18 protein-coding genes, 1 pseudogene and 1 CRISPR repeat array are annotated in these 19993 nt (G+C 32.0%); of the genes and pseudogenes, 15 read left to right on the top strand and 4 right to left on the bottom strand.

What is annotated here, in order from left to right; all coding sequences use genetic code 11:
* Nucleotides 1–86: 86 nt before the first annotated feature.
* From AC5LAX_RS04055 to AC5LAX_RS03985, 15 genes and pseudogenes are all read left to right on the top strand, one after another.
* Nucleotides 87–788: pseudogene (locus tag AC5LAX_RS04055) on the top strand (aminotransferase class IV); the annotation flags it as partial.
* Between the two features lie 182 nt (nt 789–970).
* Nucleotides 971–1639 (top strand): MotA/TolQ/ExbB proton channel family protein, encoded by a 669-nt coding sequence (locus AC5LAX_RS04050; RefSeq protein ID WP_117976595.1) that lies wholly within the window; start codon nt 971–973, stop codon nt 1637–1639.
* Nucleotides 1640–1641: 2 nt separating this feature from the next.
* Nucleotides 1642–2043 (top strand): ExbD/TolR family protein, encoded by a 402-nt coding sequence (locus AC5LAX_RS04045; RefSeq protein WP_167624485.1) that lies wholly within the window; start codon nt 1642–1644, stop codon nt 2041–2043.
* 3 nt (nt 2044–2046) lie between these two features.
* Entirely contained in the window at nt 2047–2877 is an 831-nt protein-coding gene (locus tag AC5LAX_RS04040; RefSeq protein ID WP_288909552.1) for an energy transducer TonB, read from the top strand.
* Nucleotides 2878–2900: 23 nt separating this feature from the next.
* On the top strand, nt 2901–3125 hold the full coding sequence (locus tag AC5LAX_RS04035; protein ID WP_115151850.1) for a hypothetical protein: 225 nt from the start codon (nt 2901–2903) through the stop codon (nt 3123–3125).
* Between the two features lie 22 nt (nt 3126–3147).
* Nucleotides 3148–4125, top strand: a complete 978-nt coding sequence (locus tag AC5LAX_RS04030) for an ABC transporter substrate-binding protein (RefSeq protein ID WP_270349217.1) — start codon at nt 3148–3150, stop codon at nt 4123–4125.
* Nucleotides 4126–4143: 18 nt separating this feature from the next.
* Nucleotides 4144–5166 carry a FecCD family ABC transporter permease gene (locus tag AC5LAX_RS04025; RefSeq protein ID WP_278849116.1) on the top strand — a complete coding sequence of 341 codons (1023 nt, stop codon included), beginning with the start codon at nt 4144–4146 and terminating at the stop codon, nt 5164–5166.
* Nucleotides 5163–5963 carry an ABC transporter ATP-binding protein gene (locus AC5LAX_RS04020; RefSeq protein WP_018999543.1) on the top strand — a complete coding sequence of 267 codons (801 nt, stop codon included), beginning with the start codon at nt 5163–5165 and terminating at the stop codon, nt 5961–5963. Before AC5LAX_RS04025 ends, AC5LAX_RS04020 begins: the two co-directional genes overlap by 4 nt.
* Nucleotides 5963–6703 (top strand): ABC transporter ATP-binding protein, encoded by a 741-nt coding sequence (locus AC5LAX_RS04015; RefSeq protein WP_288909551.1) that lies wholly within the window; start codon nt 5963–5965, stop codon nt 6701–6703. Before AC5LAX_RS04020 ends, AC5LAX_RS04015 begins: the two co-directional genes overlap by 1 nt.
* A gap of 2 nt (nt 6704–6705) precedes the next feature.
* Nucleotides 6706–7443 (top strand): ABC transporter permease, encoded by a 738-nt coding sequence (locus tag AC5LAX_RS04010; RefSeq protein ID WP_288909550.1) that lies wholly within the window; start codon nt 6706–6708, stop codon nt 7441–7443.
* Between the two features lie 106 nt (nt 7444–7549).
* Nucleotides 7550–8089, top strand: coding sequence for a flavodoxin family protein (locus AC5LAX_RS04005; protein ID WP_015563330.1), 540 nt, complete (start codon nt 7550–7552; stop codon nt 8087–8089).
* On the top strand, nt 8086–9489 hold the full coding sequence (hutW, locus tag AC5LAX_RS04000) for a heme anaerobic degradation radical SAM methyltransferase ChuW/HutW (RefSeq protein WP_167624478.1): 1404 nt from the start codon (nt 8086–8088) through the stop codon (nt 9487–9489). Before AC5LAX_RS04005 ends, hutW begins: the two co-directional genes overlap by 4 nt.
* Nucleotides 9490–9606: 117 nt before the next feature.
* The gene (locus AC5LAX_RS03995) at nt 9607–11469 is read left to right on the top strand and encodes a TonB-dependent receptor plug domain-containing protein (RefSeq protein WP_288909549.1); all 1863 of its coding nucleotides are present in this window, start codon (nt 9607–9609) and stop codon (nt 11467–11469) included.
* 109 nt (nt 11470–11578) lie between these two features.
* Entirely contained in the window at nt 11579–13600 is a 2022-nt protein-coding gene (locus AC5LAX_RS03990) for a TonB-dependent receptor plug domain-containing protein (protein ID WP_288909548.1), read from the top strand.
* A gap of 92 nt (nt 13601–13692) precedes the next feature.
* Nucleotides 13693–14577 carry a ChaN family lipoprotein gene (locus tag AC5LAX_RS03985; protein ID WP_288909547.1) on the top strand — a complete coding sequence of 295 codons (885 nt, stop codon included), beginning with the start codon at nt 13693–13695 and terminating at the stop codon, nt 14575–14577.
* 255 nt (nt 14578–14832) lie between these two features.
* Nucleotides 14833–15584: a CRISPR direct-repeat array (repeat unit 30 nt; unit sequence ATTCAAATACAACATTTGTTAAAGTTAAAT).
* A 229-nt stretch (nt 15585–15813) separates the two neighbouring features.
* Here AC5LAX_RS03985 and sufU read toward each other — a convergent pair.
* Genes sufU through sufB form a run of 4 tightly spaced genes read right to left on the bottom strand, consistent with a single transcriptional unit; the run spans nt 15814 to nt 19990 of the window.
* Nucleotides 15814–16251, bottom strand: coding sequence for a Fe-S cluster assembly sulfur transfer protein SufU (sufU, locus tag AC5LAX_RS03980; protein WP_015563337.1), 438 nt, complete (start codon nt 16249–16251; stop codon nt 15814–15816).
* Entirely contained in the window at nt 16244–17467 is a 1224-nt protein-coding gene (locus AC5LAX_RS03975) for a cysteine desulfurase (protein ID WP_117464401.1), read from the bottom strand. Before AC5LAX_RS03975 ends, sufU begins: the two co-directional genes overlap by 8 nt.
* Complete coding sequence (locus tag AC5LAX_RS03970) at nt 17457–18545, bottom strand: SufB/SufD family protein (RefSeq protein ID WP_288909546.1); 1089 nt, start codon at nt 18543–18545, stop codon at nt 17457–17459. Before AC5LAX_RS03970 ends, AC5LAX_RS03975 begins: the two co-directional genes overlap by 11 nt.
* A gap of 14 nt (nt 18546–18559) precedes the next feature.
* Complete coding sequence (gene sufB, locus AC5LAX_RS03965) at nt 18560–19990, bottom strand: Fe-S cluster assembly protein SufB (protein ID WP_018999523.1); 1431 nt, start codon at nt 19988–19990, stop codon at nt 18560–18562.
* Nucleotides 19991–19993 lie beyond the last annotated feature (3 nt).

The raw sequence follows: 19993 nt of genomic DNA, 5'->3' as shown, positions 1-19993 counted from the left end.
GAACTATGGGGATAGCTCGGAGATACTGTATTCGTTAGAATACTTGACCGAGAACCCCGCGACTTTAGTCGTGGGAGGTTCAGGAACATGTTGATAGATTTTTTAATAGCGCTAGATTGTTAAATATCAATTTAGGATTTACTAAAGAGTATTTAAAAGATTTATTGAATGAATTAGTACAAAAATTAGATGATGATGAACTGTTTGTATATTGGCAAGCTACTCGTGGTGGCAACGGTCTTAGAAGTCATAATTATGATAAAGAGCAAAAAGCTAATTTATGGATAACAATTTGCCCAGAAAAAATAACTGATAAAGATAAAGAATATAAATTGACTTCTATGGAAGATACAAGATTTTTACATTGTAATATTAAGACTTTGAATTTAATTCCTAGTGTAGTAGCTTATCAACATGCTAAGGAAAATAATTGTGATGAAACTGTATTTCATCGTGGTGATATAGTTACAGAATGTGCTCATAGTAATGTGCATATAATCAAAGATAAAAAATTTATCACTCATCCTGCTGATGAATATATTTTACCTGGTATTGCTAGAGCGCATTTATTAAAAGCATGTAAAGCGTTGAATATTGAAGTAGAAGAAAGACCTTTTACAGTAGATGAATTAATCAATGCTGATGAAGTAATTGTAAGTAGTTCTGGTGATTTGTGTATTCGTGCTACAGAATTTGAAGGAAAAGCTGTAGGTAAAAAAGATAATGATACTTTCAATAGATTGAAAGAGTATATTTATCAAGAATGGTTAGAATGTACTAAAAAATAAAATTGAATAGATTTAAAAATTGTTCATAAAATATTTGACAATGAGAATTGTTTTCAATATAATTGTTTATGTAATTTTTAAAAGAGAGTCTAGAACTCCATAGAATATATTTTTAAATAAAATTTTTTGTGTATATTTATCTTTATTTAGAGTATAGGAAAATTTTATTTTAGATTTATTCTATGGAGTTTTATCTTTTTAATGAAGATTATTATTTAGAGAAAGGTGCGTTTAAATTGGATTTTATTATTAGTGCATTAGAATTATTTCATCATGGTGGTTGGGTGATGTATCCGCTTTTAGCTTGTTCTATTTTAGTTGTTGCTATTGGTATTGAGCGTTTTATTTATTATAAGAGGACTTGTGGCGATAATAAAGATATGGCTCAACAAATTTTAGCTTTAGCTAAAGAGTGTAATTGGCAAGAAACAGAAAAAGTATGTGCTAATAATCGTTGCTTTGTCAGTGATGTATTGGCGATAGGTTTAAAATATCGTGAGTGTCCAATGTCAATGAAGGAAAGTTTTGAGGAATATATTTCTGTTAGGGCAAATGGTTTAAAACGAAATTTAAATTATTTAGATACTATCGTTACAATGGCTCCGCTATTAGGTTTATTAGGTACAGTGGTGGGGATGATTAGTTCTTTTAAAGTATTAGATGTTGCTGGGGATAATCCTGCATTGATCACTGGTGGTGTAGGTGAGGCGTTAATCGCGACTGCTACTGGTCTTTGTGTAGCCGTGCTAGCCTTGATTGTGCATAGCTATTTTAGCAATCGCTTAGATAGTGTTTTGACTGATGTAGAAAATGTTTGTACTGTAGTGATTAGTAAGGCAAGAGGTAAATAATAATGAATATACGTAGTAATCGCGTGGCAAGACCACCACGATTGATGATTATACCGATGATTGATATTATATTTTTCTTGATGGTGTTTTTCTTATTTAGTACTTTGCAAATGGTTTATCAAAAATCTATGCCTGTGAATTTGCCAGTAGCATCTTCTAGTCATAAAGAAGCACCAAAGCCAGTGGCTATCACACTAATGAAAGATGGCACAATCAGTATAGGTGATACTGTGGTGGACATTGAAGAAATAAAACCGCGAGTGGAACAATTAGCTGATAAAGCAGATACTCCTGTGATTTTAAGAGCTGATGAGAATGTAGAACATGGAAAAGTAATCAAAGTGATGGATGAAATCAAGAGTGCAGGTGTAACAAAATTATCCATAGCTACTCAGGAGAAATAATCAATGAAAAAACATATTTGGAAAAAATCTTTTTCAATATCATTTGTTTTTCATTTTATAGTAGTCATAACTATTGGTGCTATGGTAGCAGGCTTTCATCAGGAGATACAAAGACCAAAAGAAGAATTGATTACAGTCAATCTAGCGGACACACCAGAACAGATAGCAAAAGCTCAAGAAAAATCATCATTCAATTCATTTAGTAGAGATATAGAAAATATTTTTAAGCATAATAGTGATAATGATAATCAAAATATTAAAAATAAAAATAATGAAGTAAATGAAAATAAAGATATAAAACAAATAAATAATGTAGAAAATAAGCAGATTGAAAAAGATGAAATTAGTGCAGAAGATGGAATTTTACCAGCTTCCAATAATATGACAAATACAGTATCAGAAGATGATACGCAAGCAATCAGTGACGGTATTGGTCAGGGAGATGGTGAGAATTTTTCTGGTAGCGAAAATAAAAACAGTGGCAGTGGAAGTGGTGGTACAGCAGAAGGCATGGCTGGTGGCGATAATGAAAGAGCTAGTGGCGGAGCAAATGTTACCGAAGATAGATATAGTGTAGCAAGTAGATTTGCTCAAGCTGTGGAAAATCATAAATCTTATCCTTATGCAGCTGTCAGATTAAATCAGCAAGGTACAGTAATTATCAATGTAACTATTGATGCAAGTGGAAATTTAATCAGTGCAGGTGTAGTTTCTAGTGTTAATGGAAACTTAGATAAGGCTGCTTTAAATGCAGTATATAATGCATGTCCATTTAGTCATGGTTTAGGCGAAAGTATTAGTATGAATGTTCCTGTTAATTTTTATTTGAATTGATATTGAGAAAAGAGATGTTTTTGATGCAAGAAGTTATATTAAAACAAGAAGAAATCGAAAATATTATTATAGATGATGAAAAAAAAGACGAAAAGAAAACGTTAACTAAATTACCAGAACATAGATGTAAGCGATGTAATAGATTGCTTTTTTATGGAAAAGTTAAATATGTAGAAATAAAATGTCCTAAATGTAGTTGTATAAGTAAAATTGGCAAAGATGTAAATAAAATTTGTATAAAAAGTTGATTGAAAATAAAGAGGTGAAAATATGAGTGGCTATTTGAGAAAAGTAATCTTTGGAATTATTTGTTTGATAGCTATTGGCGGATTGTTTTTAGGCTTTCGCTCACATGAAGAAGATACAAATAATATCAGCTCAACAAGAGTCGTTACAGATAGCACAGGTAGAGAGGTAACGATACCAACACATCCTAAACGTGTAGTATTATTAAATGCTTCTCATTTAGATTTATATTATTATGCTGGCGGTAAAGAGACTAATACAATAGTGGGAAAACCGACTTCAGAAGCTTTGAGTGATGAAGTCAAAGAAGGAACAAAAAATATAGAGCAAATCGGTGTAATTCACAATCCTAGTGTAGAAACTATTTTGAAATTACAACCTGATTTAGTAATTGGTGTAAATGTACCTTTTCATCAGCAATTAATTCCTACTTTAGAGAAAGCTAATATTCCTGTGTTGATTAAATCTTTAGACACATATGAAGATGTGATATCCACTTTAGGTTTTTATGGAGAATTAACAGGAGAAGAAGAAATTGCTCAAGCAAAAATCAAAGAAATAGAAGCTGATTATGAAAAAGCGATTGCTAGAGCAGAAAATAAAACAGCTCCAAGAAGTTTGATAATTTGGGGAACGACAGATAGCTTTAGCATGGCAACAAGTAAATCATTTACAGGAGATTTATTAAAACGCTTAGGTGGTAATAATATAGCAGATAATGTGGATTCTGTAGCAAAAGACAGTGGCTATATCCCATTAGGAATGGAATATATTGCTACACAAGATCCAGAGGCGATATTTGTAGTAACTCATGGTGATGTGGACGCAGTAAAAAATAGTATAGATGAAAATTTAGGGCAAAATCCTTTGTGGCAAGATATATCTGCTGTGAAAAATAATAGAGTATATGTATTACCATATCAGTTATTTGCTGTAAATCCTGGTACTAATATAGCTAAAGCGATAAATATATTGGCAGATGATTTATATTTACAAGAATAAAAAATATGAGGTATGGTAATGGCTATTGCTAGTATAAGTGAAAAGATAAGAGATCCTAGAAGTAAAAAACGCAATTTAGTGATGTTTTTGGGATTGATTTTGTTGGTAGCAGTTTTATTTATCAGCATGATTATAGGTACAGCAAATACATCATTTAGCGATTTATATAATGTGTTTGTAGGTGTTCAAAATACAGAAAGTTATAGAATTTTATATCACATTCGCATTCCTAGAGTGCTTACAGCGATGTTTGCTGGTATAAATTTAGCTATTGCAGGCTGTATATTACAAGGTGTATTGAAAAATCCATTGGCAGATCCAGGTATTATTGGGGTATCAGCAGGGGCTGGTCTTGCTGCTATGGTAGTCATGATTATTTTACCTGAATATACGAATATGGTGCCAATCGTAGCTTTTGTAGGAGCGATGGTAGCGACTTTAATTTTATTTGCACTGGCATGGGAAGATGGTATTCAGCCACTTAAATTGATTTTAGCTGGTGTGGCAGTTTCAGCATTTTTTGCTGGCGGTATGACATGTTTGATGGTATTTTTCTCCGATAAAATTCAAGGTACAGTGAATTGGATGGCAGGTGGTTTTTCAGGTGCTTCATGGAAGCATGTAACTATGATTTTGCCATATACTATCATTGGTTTAGTAGGTGTGAGTATCAGCAGTAAATTGTTAAACGCTTTGCAATTAGGTGATGATGTAGCAAAAAGTTTGGGGACACGAGTGGAAGCTACAAGATTTTTCCTCGTTACGCTGGCGGCTTTATTAGCTGCTTCTGCTGTGAGCGTGGCAGGTATGCTCACATTTGTTGGTCTTATAGTGCCACATATGATGCGTCTAGTAGTGGGTTCTGATTTTAACTATTTATTGCCTAGTTCAGCTATTTTTGGTGGAATTTTACTGATTGTAGCGGATACAGTGGCAAGGACTGCTTTTAGTCCGATAGAGGTGCCTGTAGGTGTATTTATGTCATTTATTGGTGCGCCGTTTTTCCTTTATTTATTGAAAAGGGGAATGCAAAAGAGATGATTTTACAAGCAGATAAACTTACATTGCAATATGGGCAAAAAATCATTGCTGATAAATTGAATTTCAAGGTAGATAAATCAGAGATAATAAGTATTATTGGGCCAAATGGTTCAGGAAAATCCACATTATTAAAATCTTTAGGTAGATTATTAAAGCCTACACATGGGACTGTTTTATTAGAAGGAAAAGACATTCAAAAAATGAAACCTGGTGATATAGCACGCAAAATGTCAATATTGCCACAATCTTCAACGGCTCCAATGGATATGACTGTTTATGATTTAGTCTGTTATGGTAGAATGCCACATCAAGGATTATTTTCTTCGCCAAATAAAATTGATGAAGAAAAAATCGAAGAAGCATTGACGCAGACAAATACATCACATATGCGATATCGAAGATTAGATACTTTATCTGGTGGTGAACGTCAAAGAGCATGGCTGGCAATGGCGATAGCTCAAAACCCAGAGATTTTATTATTAGATGAACCGACTACGTATTTAGATGTAAAACATCAATTGGATTTGATGAATTTAGTATATAAATTATATGAAACAAGAAAAATCACAGTGATTATGGTCTTGCATGATTTAAACCATGCTGCTAGATATAGTCATCGCTTAGTGGCGGTGAAAAAAGGCAAGATTTTTGCTGAAGGTTTGGTGCAAGATGTATTTACAGAAAAAATACTTTGTGATTTATATGATGTAGAAACGTCAGTCATGTCTTTAGAACAAAATGGACAAAAACATTTAGTTTGTTTCCCTTATGATGTAAAACAAGGGGAGAAAAATTAGTGCAGGTTTTAAGTTTAAATAAGATAAATAAACAAATTAAGGATAAAATTATTTTAAAAGATATAAGTTTGACACTTGAAGAAGGCGAGATATTGGGGCTTTTAGGTCCTAATGGTGCTGGTAAAACGAGTATGATGAAGATAATATCTGGTTTAAGCAGAGCAAATTCAGGTAAGCTTGATATTTTAGGGATTGATGCTGATAAAGAAAGAGCAAAGATAAAGTCTAAGCTAGGTTTTGTCATGCAGGATAATAATATGGAAAGAGAATTTTCCGTTAAAGAAGCTTTGCTATATTATGCTCGTTTGTATAAGGTGAAAAATTATAAATATGAAGTGGAAAAAATAATATCTCAATTTGAAATGAATACTTGGCAAGATAGAAAGATTGAGAAATTATCCGGTGGTATGGCTAGAAAAGCAATGATTGCTAGAGCTTTATTAGTAAAGCCTAAAATCTTATTGTTAGATGAACCAAGTGTGGGATTAGATCCTGATGTGAGATATGATATTTGGCAAGAAATAAAAAAACTAAAAAATATGGGGATAAGTGTAATTATCACTACTCATTATATGGAAGAAGCTGAATATCTTTGTGATAAAATCGCTATTTTAAAACAAGGAGAATTATTGGCGATAGATGAAGTAGAAAAAATAAAGCAGATAATGCAAAAAGATGAAAATGAAGATATAACTTTAGAAAAAGCTTTTTTACGATTTATCGGTAAGGAGGCTTATTGATTTTGAATTTTTTAGCAGTATATATGCGTGAAATGGCACTTTTGCAAAAGAAGATGGGAAAATTAGGATATATTTTCTCAGCGGTGATGTTTCCGATAATTTATTTATTTGCCTTTGGCATGGGGATTGGACCTGTAATGAATAACATCCATGGTGGTTATTTACCTTTTTTGGCAAAGGGAATGCTATCTATAACAGTCATGATGAATGCTTTTCAACAGACAGCATTATCAGTGAGTGTGGGAAGATTTTATTTTAAAACATTCCAGACATTATTATTGAGTCCGATTTCGGCTTTTCAAGTTATATTAGGTATCACTTTAGCTGGAGTTACTCGTGGCTTTATAGCTGGAGGTATTATCTATATCATAGCTATGATGTTTTTTGATGTGCCAATGTTGAGCCTTTGGGGATTTTTAGGGATTTTATTATCTGCCTTTTGCTTTGGTATTTTAGGGATTGCCATAGGTCTTTGGATAAAAAATCCAGATGCGTTATCTTCAGTGATAAATTTTATAATTACACCAATGACGTTTTTCTGTGGTACATTTTTTCCGTTGTATAATTTGCCGGATTGGTTGCAGATTGTAGTGGGAATTTTGCCATTGACTTTAGCGAATAATTTATTGCGTACAGAAGTATTTAGTATGTATAGTTTGTTAGATATGATTTATTTAATAATTATCACATTAATCTTGTTGGTAATTAGTAGACATCAATTAAAAAATTATAATGAATAATCTAATTGATATAAAATAAAAGTTTTAAATTTTAGTGTGTTTAAGATAAATTTAGACTATAATTTGAGTAAAGATATATTTTTTATAGAAAAGAAGGAGATAAAAAATGAAATCAATAGTAGTTTATTCTAGTTTAACAGGTAATACAAAAATGGTAGGAGAAGCTATTGCCGAAGTTTTAGCTCCGAATTGTGATATTTATAAAGTAGAAGATAATCCTGATATTACAGGTTATGATTTAGTTGTTGTAGGTTTTTGGGTGGACAAAGGAACAGCTGATGCAAAAGCTAGTAAATTTTTGAAATCCATTCGCAATAGTAAAGTGGCTGTATATGCTACGCTAGGAGCTGAACCAGATTCAGAACATGCAAAAACTAGCTTGCAAAATGGTATAGATATGTTAGATAGTTCTAATGAGGTTATGGGGAGATTTATCTGCCAAGGAAAGATTGATCCTAAATTATTAGAGGCAATGAAAAAAATGTTTGGCACGAAAGTTTCTAAAGAAAATTTTCACGCAGTAGATGAAAAGCGTTTAGAACGTCATCGCAAAGCTAGTACACACCCTGATGAGCAAGATTTGGCTAATGCAAAGAAAGTATTTAGTGAGATTAAAGCAAAAATGAGTGGTGAAATGAACTTATGAGCAAAATAAGAGAAATATTGGATAATCTATCAACTGAACAATATAAGATGATGATAGGGGAAAAATCTTGTCAGCCTTTGACGGAGACTTTTAGTAAAAAAAGAGTAGTTCATCCAGGGGCAAATGGACAGATGGTACCACCTGTAAAACAGCAAGAAATTTGGCTTGAATATATGCAAAGAAAAGGAGATAAAAGTAAAAAGAAAGCAGTATATATACACATTCCTTTTTGCAGTCAAATTTGTCTATACTGTGGTTTTTTCCAAAATTATTCTAATGAAGAACGCGAAACCATGTATGTAGATAGATTAATCAAGCAATTATTGATGGCAAAAGAATATAAATATGTACAAGATAGTGTGATCAATGCTGTATTTTTTGGTGGTGGAACACCATCTACATTATCGCCATATAATGCAGATAGATTATTAAAAACTATGAATGAAGTATTGCCACTTGCTAATGATTGCGAGATAACTATGGAAGCTCGTGTGCATGATTTAGTTGATGAAAAATTGCAAGTATGGTTTAAACATGGTGTAAATCGCATATCTGTGGGTGTACAATCTTTTGATACAGCTATTCGTCAAAGTATGGGACGCAAAGATGATAAAGAAACTGTTATTGAAAATCTTAAACGAGCTGCAAGTTATAATCAAGCCGTATTAATCATAGATTTGATTTATGGTTTACCTGCTCAAAGTGTGGATAACTTTGTAAATGATTTAAAAATAGCAGATAGTTTGCCAATTGATGGTATGGATTTGTATCAATTAAATGTGTTTGAACAATCTGCATTAAAAAAAGCGATAGATAATGGCAAAATACCACCTGCGGCAACGACAAAACAGCAGGCAAAATATTTAGAAGCAGCTATTTTATATTTAGATGAATTAGGTTATAAGCGATTGAGTGTTTGTCATTGGGCAAAAACAAATCGTGAACGCAGTATGTATAATACTTTGGCAAAATCAGGAGCTGATGTGATACCATTTGGTTCAGGGGCTGGCGGTTTTGTAGGAGATATTTCTATGTTTTTAAATAGAGATTTACAGCGTTATATGAATGCTATTGATGAAGGAAAATGGCCATTGATGGTTTTAACAAAAGAAGCAGAAGGCAAAGTTTTATTTAAGGATATTCAAGCACAGACTGAAAATTGTATGGTAAATATACAAAAATTAGCTCAAGTATATAGTGAAGAACTTTTACAATTAGAAGAAGTACTCAATATTTGGGTGGAATATGGTTTATTTGAAAAATGTGGCCATACTTATAAAATGACAGTTGCTGGTCAATTTTGGCAAAATAATATCACACAGACAATAATAGAACTTACACAACAATTATTAATGGGCAAAAAATCTTTTGAAGTTCAGCCAATAGCAGCACAAGGTTAAATATATAAATAAAATACGGCAGTTATGATTAATTTTGATAACTGCCATAATTTTTAAAGTATAAATGATAATGATTATTATTAATAAAACTTAATTTTATAATAAAGGAGACGAGCAATGCTAACAAAAAAACGTAAATCTACACTTTTAACTTTATCTATATTGATGGGATTGACAAGTTGCACGCAAGCCAGCGAAGTAATCCAAACACCAGATGTAGTGGTAACAGCTACGAAAACGCAACAAGAAGTGAAAGCTGTACCTAATGCTGTAGAAGTCATCACCAGTGAAGATATTGAACAATTAGGAGCAACAGATATTTATTCTGCTTTGAAATTGGCAACAAATGTTGATGTTTCTCAAATCGGTGCAGGTCATAGATTGATGGTCCGTGGGAAAAATGCAGGTGCATTAGTATTATTAGATGGCAGAAGAATGTCAAATGAATATTCATCAATGACTAGAGGAGCTTTTGATTTAGATAAGATAAATTTATCTAGTGTAGAACGCATTGAGATTGTTAGAGGTGCAGCCTCCGCTCAATATGGTGCAGATGCTGAAAGTGGAGTAATCAATATTATTACGAAAAAATCCAAAGAACAATCTGTAACTGTAGGAGCAAATACAGGAACTGATGTCATGAATAATTATTATCGTTTTGATTTAGGTCAGCAAGGTAAATTCAATGGGGTAGTGAATGCTAATTTTGCCAAATATCGTAAACGTGAATTTGTCGGTGGCACAGGGACGAATTATTTTGGCCCTAGAACAAATTATGATTTTAGTGGAACGTATGCATTTGATGATAGTAATAATTTAGATTTTTATATAGGTTATTATGATGAAAAATCAAAAAAAATAACAGATTATTCTTCTATGGGAATGGGCAAAAGTTCTACAAATTATGATAAGACAAATCAAGATTATAGTATAGCTTATAATGGAAAAGGCGATAATAGTAATTATATGGTTAGAGCTTATTATAATCGATATGATAAGGAAGAATATAAGGGCAGTAAAAATAATAGTTATAAGCAAAATACATTTGATACTTTAGGTATTGAAGCTAAAAATACAGTACAAGCAGGAGATGAGCATTTATTAACTTATGGTGTTGAATATAAAAATATAGGTGTAGAAGGCCCAATATTAGCTTTAGGTGAAGGTAATAGTAAAGATAATTCTGCCTATGCGGGATATATTCAAGATGAATGGTTTATAAATGATAAAATTTTATTTATTCCAGCAGTGAGATATGACCATGATGAACAATTTGGCGGAAAAACGACACCAAAATTAGGTGCAACTTATTTTCTAAGTGATAATAGTCGTATAAAAGCGAATTGGGGTAAATCATGGAGAGCTCCAAATTTAGTAGAATTATATGCTGGGCAAGATCATGGTTTTACTACGATATATGGAAATCCAGATTTGAGACCAGAAGAAGCTACTACATGGGAACTCGGTTTTGAAGCTGAAAAAGATAATAATTGGTTGAAATTAAATTATTTTAATAGTAAATACGATAATTTAATAACATATGATAAGGTAAATGGAAAAAATACATTTATCAATGCTCAAGATGCCAAAACTGATGGCGTAGAATTTGAAGTAGGTCGCCAATTTGATGACAATTGGTCTATTAGAGCGACTAGTAATTGGCTCAATGCTAAAGATAGTGATGGGGAAAAAGTATCTGCGACAGCCGATAATATTTCCACTTTAGAATTGAATTATGATGATAATGATATTAATGGATATAGTGCTAAGCTTTGGAATTCTTGGGTAAGTAATTATCATTATGCTAATGAAAATTATGATTATAATACTTTAAATTTTGTAGTAAATAAAAAATTCGCCTTTGATGATGGTCGAAGTGGACGAGTTTATGCAGGTGTAGATAATATTGGAGATAAAAAAATAGGAGATATTTATTTAGAAGGTAGAATTTGGCGTGTAGGAGCAGAGATTACTTTTTAAATAAAAAATATTCATAGCTAAAGAAAAGCAAATAATACGTTTAATCTGTTTATATTAATGATAATGATTATTGTTAATATAAACAATTACATACAAAGGAGTTAATATAATGAGATTATCTACAAAAAAACAACAAACTTTATTGACTTTATCAGTGTTATTAGGTTTATCAAGTCCAGTATATGCACAAGATATACAAAATAATGACGTGATAAATACACCAGATGTAGTAGTTACAGCTACACGAACTCAAGAGGAAGTAAAAGCTGTGCCGCAAACTGTAGAAGTAATTACTAAAGAAGATATTGAACAATTAGGAGCAACAGATGTTTATTCTGCACTTCGTTTGGCAGCTAATGTAGATGTAACTTCAGCAGGTATGGCAGGTCATAATGTGATGATTCGTGGAATGAGTACAAATCATACTTTAATTTTAATAGATGGTAAAAGATTTGCTGGAGAAGATACAAGTGCCACACAAAATGTTTATGCCTTAGGTCGTTTGAGTCTGTCAAATATTGAACGTATTGAAATTGTGCGTGGTAGTGCTTCAGCACAATATGGTTCAGATGCTTTAGGTGGAGTAATTAATATCATCACTAAAAAATCAAAAGAGCCATCAGTTATGGTAGGTCTTTCTACAGGATCAGAAGCTATAAATAATTATTATCATATAGATTTTGGTAAACAGGGAAATTTCAGTTCTACTTTTGATATGCGTTTTAGTGATATACGCAAAGATATGCAAGCTGGAGATGAAGGCAGTAATTATTATGGCCCTATCCAAGATTTTAATTTTGCTGGAACATGGGATTTAGGCAATGATAAAGAAATTGATTTGACGCTTGGTTATTATAATGAGCATACAAAGGCAGATTATGCTGATAAATATACATCAACAGGCGTTTTTCAAACTAGTAAGGATAAAAAAGAATGGTATGATTATAGAAGATATGATTATAGTTTAGGTTATAGTGGCAAAACTGATAATAGTGATTATATGATTAGGACTTTTTATAGTAGATTGGATAAAGAGAATAATTTATATAATTATCGCAATAATTTCCCAGGACCAATGGAAAATATTTTGGGTTCAATGTATCCAAAATATGATTGGGATAAGTCCACTTATACGCTTTGGGGCATAGAAGGTAAGAATACTGTGCAATTAAGTGATAATCATCTTTTGACATTTGGCGGCGAATATCGTCAAAATAAAGTCGAAGGTACTCGTTTGAGTGATGGAGGTGATAATGTACATCAGGTAAGTCAATCAGGAAATGGAATAGTAAGTAATAAATATTATTCAGATAAAGAAATAAATACTTGGGCAGGATATATCCAAGATGAATGGCAAGTGAATGATAAATTATTAGTAATTCCATCTATGCGTTATGACCATGATAGTTCTTTTGGTGGGGAAGTTACACCAAAAATAGGTGCGACATATTTTATCAGTGATAATAGTCGCATTAAGGCTAATTGGGGTAAAGGCTTTAAAGCTCCAACTATTAGTGAATTATATATGGCAATGCATCGTGCAATGGGTGGGCAAACTGTCAATGTTTATGGTAATCCAGATTTAAAACCAGAAAAATCTACTTCATGGGATATCAGTTTTGAAGCTGAAAAAGATAATAATTTTGGTAAATTAACATATTTCAATAATGATGTTAAAAATTTAATCACTACAAAACAAATAGGTAGTAGTTATTATGATCAGAGTTATGTAAATGTAGATGAAGCTGAAATTGATGGTGTGGAAATGGAAATTGGTCGTAATTTAGACGATAAATGGACAATAAAAGCAACAAGTAACTGGCTTGATGCAACAGATAAAGTGAGTGGTGATCGTTTAGATAATAGAGCAAGAAATATGACTACATTGCAATTATTATATGATGACCATGATGATTGGGGATATAGTGCGATTTTATGGCAACAATGGGCTAATAAATACCATTATGATGATAATGATTACAATTTCACTACAACTAATTTTGTACTCAATAAAAAATTTGGTGAAGGAAATAGAGTTTATGCAGGTGTAGATAATATTTTTGACAAAAAGATTAGTGATATTGGTTTAGATGGTATGATCTGGCGTTTGGGTGCAGAATGGACTTTCTAAGATAATAAGATAAATTAAATAAAGTAGCAGGGTAAAATCTTGCTACTTTGTTTTAATTAATAAATAAATTTTTACTAAAAGGAGATGGTATTTTGAAAAAGTTTTGGCAGATAATTGCTTGTAGTGGGCTAGTATTGACTAGTTGTTTGGGAGGTATGGCTCAAGCACAAGATGAAAAATCTGACGTAGAGTATTATTATCAAGGGGAAAAAGTTAATTTAGATAAAGCGGTGAGCATTTCTCAAAATTATGATGTAGTATTTTTTGATGAATATCACGACCAAAAATCTATTCATGAAGCAGAATTATCATTTTTCCAAGAGATGTATAAACAAAATAAAGATATGATATTATCTATGGAAATGTTTGAGAGAGATGTTCAGTCAGTAATGGATAAATATTTGAATGATGAAATAACAGAAACAGAATTTATAAATAATTCTCGTCCATGGGAAAATTACCAAACAGATTATAAACCATTGGTAGAATTTGCTAAAGAAAAAGATATGTATGTTTTAGCATCAAATATTCCACGAAGAATAGCTAATCAATATACAAAAGTAGGCGATTTAGCTTTAATTGAAGATAAAGATAAAATTTATTTGCCAAAAAAACATTTAGTAGAGTATGAAAGATATTATGATAAATTCAAAAATTATATGTCTATGGGTGATGGTCAAAGTCATATGATGATGACACCAGAAAGAATAGAAGCTTTCTATAAAGCTCAATGTTTGAAAGATGATACCATGGCAGAAAGTATTGTTGAATTTTTAAAGGAACATAAAGGTACAAAAGTCCTCCATGTACAAGGAAGTTTTCATGGTGATGAACATTTAGGCGTGGTAGAAAAAGTAAATAAACTAAATCCTAGCTTAAAGACTGTAGTTATAACACCTATTGAGGCTAAAGACTATGAGAAAATGAAGCATAATTATGGTGAAGATACTATAATTATGACTTTTGTGAGAAAATAATATTCGTATATTTATTTATCAAAGTGCCTGTTTTATGCAGGTACTTTTTTTATTGTTGCCATTTTTATTTAATTTTTAGGATGTAGTTTATTATAAATATTTATTTGCATAAGAACAATAAGTTTTGTGTTGCAAAATCTATGTAATATATTATACTAAGTATAGACGAAATCAAACTCATGATGACGCACAAAAGCCTTAGGAAGGGTCAGTTCCTAAGGCTTTTTTCATTGTTATACTATTGCTAGAGAGTGAATTTAAATACAACACTTGTTAAAGTTAAATTGTTTTAATAGAAAAAGATTTATATATCGCCGTAGAATTCAAATACAACATTTGTTAAAGTTAAATAATGTCTTTAGTGTATATCCTGCTTTTACTTTATTACTATTCAAATACAACATTTGTTAAAGTTAAATATCAACTTCTTGGACAACTTGGTATCAAATAACTTTATTCAAATACAACATTTGTTAAAGTTAAATAATGATCTTTAATGGTAAGGTTAGAGATATTCCATTATTCAAATACAACATTTGTTAAAGTTAAATAGGGTGGTTTAAAACAAGCAAAAACACCTACAAAATTCAAATACAACATTTGTTAAAGTTAAATAAAATACTTTAGCCGATATAGCTAAAGTAATTGAATTCAAATACAACATTTGTTAAAGTTAAATTAAATTAACTGGTGAAAAAGGTATCTTATTTACTGCATTCAAATACAACATTTGTTAAAGTTAAATTAGGCAGAAATTTTAATTTGGAAGCAGAAGAAATATTCAAATACAACATTTGTTAAAGTTAAATATATTTAAAGCAAACGCTGTTTTACCCATTGCAGGAATTCAAATACAACATTTGTTAAAGTTAAATTGGGTGCTTAGTCTATGGACTAGGCACTTTTTTTATATTCAAATACAACATTTGTTAAAGTTAAATCCCTTCATTTTTTATTTATTCATTAAATTATATTTTATTCAAATACAACATTTGTTAAAGTTAAATGCTAGAAAAATTAATCTTTATGATTTTATTGTACTATTAAAAGTGTTGATAAACAAGGATTTTAGTTATTTTTTACCAGCGATAACGAGATTTGAAGGGATTTAGTGAAAATGTTTATTTATCAAGGATTAGCGAGATTTTTATTGATTTTGTTTGGTAAATTTTAAATAAAAAAAGTATCATCTTAATTTTAGTTTTGAACTATTTAAATCAAGATGATACTTTTTATTTATTGAGAGTTTTGGAGGGCTTTGTCTAGGATTGTTTCCATAGTATGCCAGCTGAGTACGGCACATTTTACACGAGCTGGCATTTTGGATATATTTTTAAAGGTAAGAGCTTCATCTAAAGGGGCAAGTTCTTTTTCGTCAGTGATTGTACCTTGAACCATGCCAATGAATAATCGACATAATTCTTTGGCTTTGTCGATTGGTTGATCAAGCATTAAATCAATCATGATATCTGTGGAAGCTTGAGAAATAGCACAACCTGAACCTTGGAAACTAGCATCTTCAATAATATTGTTATTGAGTTTTAAGGAGAGCGTGATTTCATCACCGCAGTTAGGATTAATACCATGTTGGTGATGTGTAGCATCTGCTAGTGAACATTTATTATTAGGGTGAAGGTTGTGTTCGGTTAAGATTTCATTATAGAGATTAAACATCGTATCCTAAATAACTCCTTACTTTTTTTATTTGTTCAATGAATTGATAAACATCTTCTTTTGTATTATAGAAATAAAAGCTTATGCGATTTGTTGATTGTGCATTTAGATATTTTAATAATGGATGAGCACAATGATTGCCTGCACGAAGGGCTATATTTCCATGATAATCGACAAGTGAAGATACGTCATGAGGGTGAATATCTTGAATATTAAAGCTCAATACACCTTTATGTTTTTTATAATCTGGTGAGCCATAAATGGTGATATAAGGCAATTTAGATAATTCTTCCATGGCGATTTTCATTAATTTTTCTTCTTGTTGCTCAATATAGGAAAATCCTACTTGATTTATATATTCGATAGCGGCTTTTAATGCTATTGCTCCAGATACGTTAGGTGTACCAGCTTCAAATTTTTCTGGAAGTGGGGCAAATGTAGCATCTTGTTCGGATACTGTTTCGATCATTTCTCCACCGCGTAAGAATGGAGGCATTTGTTCAAGTATGGATTTTTTTCCATATAAAACGCCAATTCCCATAGGTGCTAACATTTTATGACCGGAGAATGCGTAAAAATCACAATCTAAATCTTGGACGTCTGTTGCCATATGAGGAGCACCTTGAGCACCATCAACAATGGCGATAGCACCTACTTCATGAGCTTTTTTTATTATAGCTTTTAAGGGAGTGGCAATGCCTAAGACATTTGAAACTTGAGTGATAGAAACTATCTTTGTTTTAGGTGTGATTTTTGTTTGGATTTCTTCATCAGAAATAATGCCTTCATCATTTATATACATATATTTTAATGTAGCTTTTTTTAATTTTGCTATCATTTGCCATGGAAGTATATTGCTATGATGTTCAAGAATGGAGATTACGATTTCATCGCCTTCTTGGATATTTTCCATGCCGTAAGTGTAGGCGATGAGGTTTAAAGATTCAGTAGTATTTCTAGTGAAAATAATCTCACAATCTTCATTAGCATTGATGAATTGTGCTACGCTGTGGCGAGCTTGTTCGTATTCACTTGTAGCAGTAGCACTCAATTTATAGAGACCACGAAGGGGATTTGCATTTTGAGATGTGTAATAATTTTCTAGGGATTTTATCACACTTAGTGGTTTTTGCGTAGTAGCAGCACTATCTAAATAAACGACAGGGTTTGCTTCATCATTTAATATAGGGAAATCTTGGCGAAAATTAGTTTTCATGATAGCAAGCCTCCTGTTGATAAGTGGAAATATAAGCGTGAAGTTCTTCAGGTAAATTTGTTGTGATTAATTGAAGTTTGGAGTCAATTTGCATTTGGCGAATTTGTCTTTCATTTAAGCCACGAGTTTGCAGATAAAATAATTGCTCTTTATCCATTTCGCCGATAGAAGCGGAGTGATTGCCTTCGATATCATCTTCACCGCAAAGAATTAGAGGAATTGATTTATTGTGGATATCTTCATCAAGTAATAATACATTTTCTGCTTCTGTACCTATAGAACCTTTGCAACCTTGTTTAAAATCTAAAGTTGCACGATGTGTTTTTTGAGCGTTATGCATTAAGATACCATTTGTCGTTAAATTAGTTTTGGTCTTTTGACCTTGAATATTGACAATATAGTTCATATCGAGCATTTGATTTTTAGTAGTTAAATAATCTGTTTGGAAATCTAGTTGTGCATTATTTTGTAATAAATCAATATTTGCACCTAGATAATTTTTATTTGCACCTAAAGCAATTTGTTGAATGGATATATGAGCATTTTCTTGAGTAAGTGTGCCAATATCATCAAAGTTAAAATAGTCTTTGCCGAGTGTTTGCAGTTGAATTATTTTAATCTGAGCATTTTTTTCAGCGAAAATTTTTGTACTGCTCGCATGAAAACCTTGATTATGATAAGGGGAATTATAAACGATAATTATAGTAGCTTGGCTATTTTCTTGAGCGTAAATATAATTATCATCAATTAAATCAAGGTTATCGGTTAAATCATAAATGAAGATTAAAGGTTTTTGGGTAATCGTATTTGCTTTGATAGTGAAATAGTTTTTGTTACTAGCGTTATTTACTACAAAATTATCAGCATCTGAGCCGATACCAGTAGTGATGTGAGGAAAGTTGGCAAAAGCTATATCTTTTTGTGAAGCTAGGGAAATATTTTCCGTGGAATTGATGATTTGAGGTTTGAGGGGAGTTAATTTATCTATATTATCATAAGATATAGTTGTATCATTTAATTTTAACCAACGCCATGTTGGCATTGGTAAACTATTTGCATGTTCAATTTTTATATTCATAGTCATATCTCCTTTTAGCCAATGGCGCCTTCCATTTCTAATTGAATTAAATGATTCATTTCTACAGCATATTCTACTGGTAATTCTTTAGATATTGGATTAGCAAATCCGTTTACAATCATAGCACGAGCAGCGGCTTCACTTAGACCTCTACTCATGAGATAAAATACAGCTTGATCACTAATGCGACCGATTTTGGCTTCGTGTCCGACACTGGCTTTATTTGTACGCACGTCCATTGCTGGAATTGTATCTGAACGAGAAATATTATCTAGCATTAAAGATTGGCAAGAAACTAGGGCTTTACTGTGCTGTGCTTGTTTTGCTACAACAACAGAACTTCTAAATGTACTAGCACCACCATCTTTAGAAATGGATTTTGTGTTGATTAAAGAAGATGTATGAGGGGCATTATGCACCATCTTAGCTCCTGTATCGAGGTTTTGCCCTTTACCTGCAAAGGTAATTCCTGTAAATTCTGCTTTGGCATTTTCACCTGCAAGAATTGTCATTGGATAAAGGTAAGAGATATGAGAGCCAAATGAGCCAGAAATCCATTCCATAGTAGCATTTTTACCTACTTTTGCTCTTTTGGTATTGAGATTATACATATTTTTTGACCAGTTTTCGATTGTGGAATAACGCAATTTTGCATCATCAGCGACGAATAATTCTACACAGCCAGCATGCAGATTAGCTACATTATATTTAGGAGCAGAACAGCCTTCGATGAAGTGAAGGTCAGCTCCTTTATCTACGATAATCAATGTATGTTCAAATTGCCCTGCACCTGCTGCATTTAGGCGGAAATAAGATTGAAGTGGAATGTCCACTTTTACTCCAGGTGGTACATATACGAAAGAGCCACCAGACCAAACTGCACCATGTAAGGCCGCAAATTTATGATCGCGAGGTGTTACAAGTTTCATAAAATGTTCACGTATCATAGGTTCATAAGGGCCTTTGAGAGCAGTTTCGATATCTGTATAAATTACACCTAGTTTGGCAACTTCTTCTTTGAGATTGTGATAAACGACCTCAGAGTCGTATTGGGCACCGACACCAGCTAGGGATTTTTGTTCAGCTTGAGGAATACCTAATTTATCGAAAGTATCTTTGATATCTTCAGGTACATTTTTCCATGAACCTTGCATATCAGTATTTGGTTTTACATAAGTTACGATATTGTCGATATTTAAATCATCAATAGATGGTCCCCATGGTGGTACATCTAAGCTGTGGTAGATTTCTAAAGAACGCAAGCGAAATTCACGCATCCATTCAGGATCATTTTTTTTAGCAGATAATTCTTCTACGATTTCAGGCGTGAGACCTTTTTTGAGACGATAAGCATCTTTTTCTGCTTTTTTAAAATCATAACGATTTTCTACACGTTCAGCAGTTTGATTTATATATTCATTTTGTCTTTTTTCTGCTTCATTCATGAT

It is taken from the genome of Megamonas sp., assembly GCF_986095205.1.
Note: the sequence above shows the minus strand (reverse complement) of the source record. Positions and strands in the feature narration are given on the sequence as shown.